A 5,835-nucleotide genomic window follows, 5' to 3' on the forward strand; every position below is an offset into this window, starting at 1 on the left:
CCACCCCACCGCAAGGCCAGAACCGGCAGGCCGATCGCCATACTTTCCTGCATGACGATGCCATTGGCTTCTTTCAGACTGGGAAAGACCAACGCACGAAACTGGCTCAGGGTCTCTGCCAGGGCGGCATGGCTCAGCCAGCCTGCGAACCGGACACGAGGCTCCAGTCCAAGCGCCGCGACAAGGGCCTCCAATCGCGGCCGCTCCGGACCATCGCCATAAAGCGTCAGCCGAATATCGACTGGGGCGGCGGCCAGCGCCCGGATCGCAAGATCCGCGCCTTTGTAGGGCACCATCCGCCCGATCCAGACGAACTCCGGCGCGGCCTGTTCGGGGCGAATACGGGCGCGATCGAAGAAGCTCCGGTCCAGCCCGGCGTCACATACCGAGAGCATCTTTGCCTCCGGACACCCCGCCCAGCGCAACGCCTCTCTGGTGCGCTCATAGCCGGAGACCAGCACCCGATCGGCACGGTCATATTGCGATGACAGCCGTCCCATCGCCCATTGAACCGGACGATAGACCCTCTCCTGCAGACGCCCCGCGCGGCTATCCAACTGGCGAAACCCGGGCGGGTAGAAGATATTCCCGGACAGCGGGCCGATGACATAGCGATAGCCCCTTGGAGGAAAACGCGGCTCCACCGGAGAAATCGGGCACAGATAGTGAATGACCACATCCGACGGATCGAACTGCCGACACAGCCGCGCCACGGCCTTGTGGAACAGCGCGTTCACGAACCGCCCAAGCCCGGGCGCCCGCCAACATATTTTCATCAAAGGCGAGTCACGCACATAGATCACGCGATCCGCAGGCAGGGCATCCTGCAACGCCGCACGGCACCGGTCGTGGGTGACAAGCGTCACGTCGCGCCCTTGCTCCAGCAGGGCCTGCACATATTGCAGCGCCTTCACGGCCTCGCCGCCCATGGTCATGGCAGCGTTCGTTGACACCACGATCAGCTTCATGTGCCAAAGTCTCCCGCTGCAAAACCAAAAATCGGCCCCATCCTAGAGGCCGATCCAAAAGTTCCCAATGGGGAAATACACTGCGCGGGCTGTCCGAGGCCCCTGCCCTCTTCGGACAGCGGCATCAGGGTCACGCTTGTTTTGTGACCTGGGCAAAGTCCAGCTCGACCGGGGTTTCGCGACCAAAGATGGACACGGTGACCTTGAGCTTCTGATTCTCGTCGTCGACGCCCTCGACCATACCGTCGAAGTCTTCGAACGGGCCGTCGTTGACCTTGACCTTCTCACCGATCTCGAAGTGGATCAGGGTACGCGGGCTTTCTTCGCCCTCCTGCACGCGATTCAGAATCGCGTTCACTTCGGCATCGCGCATCGGCATCGGGCGCCCCTGCGGACCAAGGAAACCGGTCACGCGATTGATCGAGTTGATCAGGTGATACCCACGATCCGACATTTCCATCCGCACCAGGACATAGCCCGGCATAAAGCGACGCTCGGCGGTCACCTTCTTGCCACGGCGGATCTCGATCACCTCTTCGGTGGGCACGAGAACCTCTTCGATCTCGTCTTCAAGACCGTTCTCGATGACAGATAGTCTGATCTGCTCGGCGATCTTCTTTTCGAAATTCGAAAGAACACTGACCGAGTACCACCGCTTTGCCATCTTCGACCTATGCCTTTTATTCTGACCGGCATTTCGCCGGAAGTCCGTATTCTTTCAGGTACTTGACCTGCACTATCCGAAACAAAAATCGGCGCGCAACCCGAATCGCCGCGCGCCATGTCCAGAAGTGTGCCGTCAACTACCCGTGATTGTCCGCAATTTCAAGGGGCCGTCCGCGATTTCTTGCCGACCTAGCCAAACATGTTCAGCACGGCCTGCAGGCCACCGCGAATGGTCAGGTCCACCAATGCAAAAAAGATCGCCGTGACCGTGGCCATGATAAACACCATGACCGTGGTCAACACGACCTCGCGACGGGTGGGCCAAACCACCTTGGCCACTTCCGAGCGGACCTGCTGAATAAACTGAAGCGGATTCGTGCGTGCCATCTGCGCTGTCTTCTCTGATATACCTGTTCAGGGCGACATACGCGGCCCGACGCGTGAATTCAAGGGCAGAAGGCCACGCCCCCTGCCCTTTACACCGGATAGCGCGAAGGTGGCTAATATGCTTCGGGGCTGATCCGGTCGAACGGATCGGGCATTAACTCGAACGGATCCGGCTCTGGCTTGCGGCGCAATGTAAGCGGCGGCCAGTTGGCGCGGACCGACCAGGACGCCGGCAGGACGGCGATCACCATGTCGCACAGGCCCTTTATCCACGCGCCACCAAAGACCACGGTGCCCAGAACCAACAGGCAGAAGCTGGCGATCAGGCCGACCAGAACAGCCTTGGGCCACAACACAACCAGGGCAAAAGCCACCATCCAGAAGGCGTGGCGCAGCTTTGGGCGCAGGGACGTGATCTGCGCGATCCGATCGTTGGATCGGGCAGGCCTCGCAAGTTTCGCCGTGATCGCCCCTTTGAACGCGGGCTTGCGGGTTTTTTTGGCGCTGCGCTTCGGGCGTGCGACAAGGTGCTGGGGCAATACCCCCGGCGCCAGGTCCGGCAGGCTGCGGCGGCTTGTGGTGCGACGCTCTTCGGTCAGGATATTGCGGATCGTCGTCATGGCATTATTGATGGCGACATCCACAGAGGCGGCATCGGCTGGCGCATGCCCTTTGTATTCGGATCCATCATGCGGTAGATACGATTGCGGGTTAACGCCCCGCGGCGTTTGCATTGTCATAGCGGTAACTCTTTCACTCTCCCACGCCCCCACGCGGATCAACCGTGCCTTCCCCAAAAGATCACAAATTGATTAAAGGTGAGGATGCGGCGCAAATGCGGCAGAAAAATGGCAAACCAGAGGCGGAAACGCGGCATGACAAATTTCATCACATTTTCGCCAAAATTGTGAAGATCGACACGGCCCCTCATCACGCCACCTGTCTCGGACGCTAGCAGTAGGACGTATCGCCAAGCTCGGGGCGCGTCAGCGGCTGGAAATAAAGGTCCATCTGCCAGAATCAGCCATCACCCGGCGCTTCGCCGCATTGTGCAGGGGCATCGCCTTCCGCGCGCATCCCGGAAACGCACAGAAACCCGCCCCGTAAGGCGGGCGGATCGGTGTCATCCATCTGTCGGAAATGGCAGGGGCAGCAGGGTTCGAACCCGCGACCTACGGTTTTGGAGACCGTCGCTCTACCAGCTGAGCTATACCCCTATCGCTGCGCCGGATTAAGCCACCTTTGGCCGGGAATCAAGCGCTGTTGACCCATTTCCAACAGCTAATTTCAGAAATTCGCCCATGTCCGGCCACTCACCCTGTCGGTTACGCCGCCGGACGGGCGGCAAAGCGCGGGCTTTGCACGATACCACGGTCGAAAAGCTGGCTGATTTCAGTATCACTCAGCCCCACGATATCACCAAGCACCTCTTCGGTATGACGCCCCAGGTCTGGCGCCGCCTGCGGATCCCGGCGCGGATGTGCCGAAAAGCTTGCCGGATGCCCCGGCACCGGGAAACGGCCAAGACCGGGTTGCGACAGGGTGCGGAACATCGGGTTGTCCTCGCTCAGGTCCGCGTCCTGTGCAAGCGCCTCGCGCACCGAGCGGAACACCGACCACGTCAGCCCGGCACGATCGAACTCTGCCGCGAAATCTGCAACCCGGCGCGCGGCAAACCATGGCCGCAGCCGCGCGGTGATCTCGTGGCGCAAGGTCCATCGCACACCCTCATCGTTAAGATCGCACCCTCTCTCTTCGCCAAGTGCACGCATCGCGGCGCCGGTGCCGGTGACCTTGAGCAAACCCTGCCATTGCCGCCGCGTGAGGCCGATCACCATGACCCGGGCGCCACAGGCACAGACGAAATCCTGCCCATAAGCACCATAAAGCGCATTACCCGATTTGCCGCGCTCATGCTCATTGACCACCGCATCCCCAATCAGGCCCAGATGCCCGATCGTGGCCGCCGCCACATCCTTGAGCGACAATTCGACCTCCTGGCCCCTGCCCCGGCGCAGCCTGTCGCGCTCAGCCGCCAGAAGCGACGACACCACAAGATGCCCCGCCACCAGATCCCAGGCCGGCAGGGCATGTGCCACCGGATCCGCCAGCCCCTCCGGCCCTGTGATATCCGGGATGCCAAGCGCCGGGTTGACGGTGTAATCGACCGCCGGGCGGCCATGGCGATCGCCCATCAGCGTCACCATGATCAGATCCTCGCGATATTGCCTCAAGGTTTCGTAATCCATCCAACCGCGCACCCGCAGGTTGGTCAGGAAAAGCCCGGCATCCTCGCCCGGTGCGGTGACGATCCGCGTCACAAGCTCTTTGCCTTCGGGGCTTTGCATATCAACCGCAATCGACTTTTTCCCCTTGTTGAGCCCGGCCCAGAACAGGCTCTGCCCCGAGGGCGCCAGCGGCCAGCGCCCGGCATCGAGCCCGCCGCCGATGCGGTCGAAGCGGATCACCTCGGCGCCCATCTGCGCCAATGTCATCCCCGCCAGCGGCACCGCCACAAAGGCCGACCCCTCGATAACGCGCATGCCCTTGAGAATGCCGCTCATAGCGTGTTCTCCCATTGCGCCGTGGCCTGCATGCATTGATGTCCGCCCTGTCCGGTCACAAGTGACAGCGCACCACAGTCATCCTCGGTCGCCATGATGTCGATCTGCCCGCCGTCACCCGGCGTCAACAGCATCGGATGCAGCCCGCGGAAATCGAAATAGGTCGGTCTCTGGCTGCGCGCCCTACATGCCGCCTGCATCAGCCATGTGGCCTGAAGCGGGCCATGCACCACAAGGCCGGGATACTGTTCGACCTCTTGCGCATAAGGCAGGTCATAGTGAATGCGATGCGCATTGAAGGTCAGCGCGGAATAGCGAAACAACAGCGTCTCAGATGCGGTTCTGCTCTCGCTCAACACCGGCGCATCCGGCATTGCCCTGACGGGCGGCGGGCTAAAGCGTTCGGGGATATCGAGATAAACGATATCCTGAACCTCTTCGACCGCAAGCCCGCGCTCGCCGAATATCTGATGCCCGACCGAAACCAGAACCATCGGCCCGGCCCTGCCCATCTTTTCGCGCACACTGCGGATCGACGAGCGCCGCTTGAGCGCCTCGCCCACGCGCAAGGGCGCGGCAAAGCGCAGACGGCCACTGGCCCACATCCGCCGCCCGAGCCGAACCGGCGGCAGGAAATCCCCCAACATCGGATGCCCATCGCGCGCCAACTCGGCCAGCGGAACGGTGGGCGCGAAGGCACACCAGTGCCAGAGCGGCGGCAGGACCTCTCCCGTTTCGGGCGGTCGCGCATGCGGCTGTCCAAGGGTGGCATGGATCTGCGCCGCCTGTTCTCGGGAAATACAGCTTTGCTGCGTTTCGGTGCGGCCTTCCCAGCCAGCTACATTCAGCTTGTCCATTCTTCACCTCCCTGCGTGATCAACCAAGCCTGCCGGAAGTGACAAAAAAGTCAATATTTCAATGGCTTACGTGAATACCACTGTATGCAATGCTCATTGTGCAGTTGCAGAAACACCGCTCTGACTTTGATTCCCCACGGGAAAACCCCTGCCTTGAGGAGGCGCGGCACGGCGACATGCTGCGAATGAAAACAGGTTTCCATCAAATGGAAAGGCGCGGCAGATTGCCCCATTTCACGCGCCAGGCCCCTGTCATCAGTTAAGCGGCATGAAAAAGGGCGCCATCTCTGGCGCCCTTTCCAAATCCGTTGGGTGGGTGAAACCCACGTCCTGCGTGATTACTCGATGATTTTGCTGACGACGCCGGCGCCGACGGTGCGGCCGCCTTCGCGG

The 5,835-nt window shown here is 61.4% G+C and carries 7 protein-coding genes and 1 tRNA gene; all 8 read right to left on the reverse strand.

The window, feature by feature from the left end; genetic code table 11:
• Positions 1–968, reverse strand: a 968-nt coding sequence (locus tag QZ522_RS17180) for a glycosyltransferase (protein ID WP_294614463.1), incomplete at its 3' end; no start/stop codon positions are given.
• Between the two features lie 130 nt (positions 969–1,098).
• A complete protein-coding gene (gene nusG, locus QZ522_RS17185; RefSeq protein ID WP_294614466.1) occupies positions 1,099–1,632 on the reverse strand; it encodes a transcription termination/antitermination protein NusG in 534 nt (177 codons plus the stop codon).
• Between the two features lie 191 nt (positions 1,633–1,823).
• On the reverse strand, positions 1,824–2,021 hold the full coding sequence (gene secE / locus QZ522_RS17190) for a preprotein translocase subunit SecE (protein ID WP_294614469.1): 198 nt from the start codon (positions 2,019–2,021) through the stop codon (positions 1,824–1,826).
• Between the two features lie 113 nt (positions 2,022–2,134).
• Positions 2,135–2,761: a hypothetical protein gene (locus QZ522_RS17195; protein ID WP_294614472.1), complete on the reverse strand. Its 627-nt coding sequence runs from the start codon at positions 2,759–2,761 to the stop codon at positions 2,135–2,137.
• Positions 2,762–2,799: 38 nt separating this feature from the next.
• Positions 2,800–2,952: a hypothetical protein gene (locus QZ522_RS17200; RefSeq protein WP_294614475.1), complete on the reverse strand. Its 153-nt coding sequence runs from the start codon at positions 2,950–2,952 to the stop codon at positions 2,800–2,802.
• 210 nt (positions 2,953–3,162) lie between these two features.
• A tRNA-Trp gene (locus QZ522_RS17205) sits at positions 3,163–3,238 on the reverse strand.
• A gap of 108 nt (positions 3,239–3,346) precedes the next feature.
• Positions 3,347–4,585, reverse strand: a complete 1,239-nt coding sequence (locus tag QZ522_RS17210) for a CoA transferase (RefSeq protein ID WP_294614478.1) — start codon at positions 4,583–4,585, stop codon at positions 3,347–3,349.
• Positions 4,582–5,442, reverse strand: coding sequence for a MaoC family dehydratase N-terminal domain-containing protein (locus QZ522_RS17215; protein WP_294614481.1), 861 nt, complete (start codon positions 5,440–5,442; stop codon positions 4,582–4,584). Before QZ522_RS17215 ends, QZ522_RS17210 begins: the two co-directional genes overlap by 4 nt.
• Positions 5,443–5,835: the final 393 nt, after the last annotated feature.

This window comes from uncultured Roseovarius sp., from assembly GCF_913054395.1.
Taxonomy (GTDB): Bacteria; Pseudomonadota; Alphaproteobacteria; order Rhodobacterales; family Rhodobacteraceae; genus Roseovarius.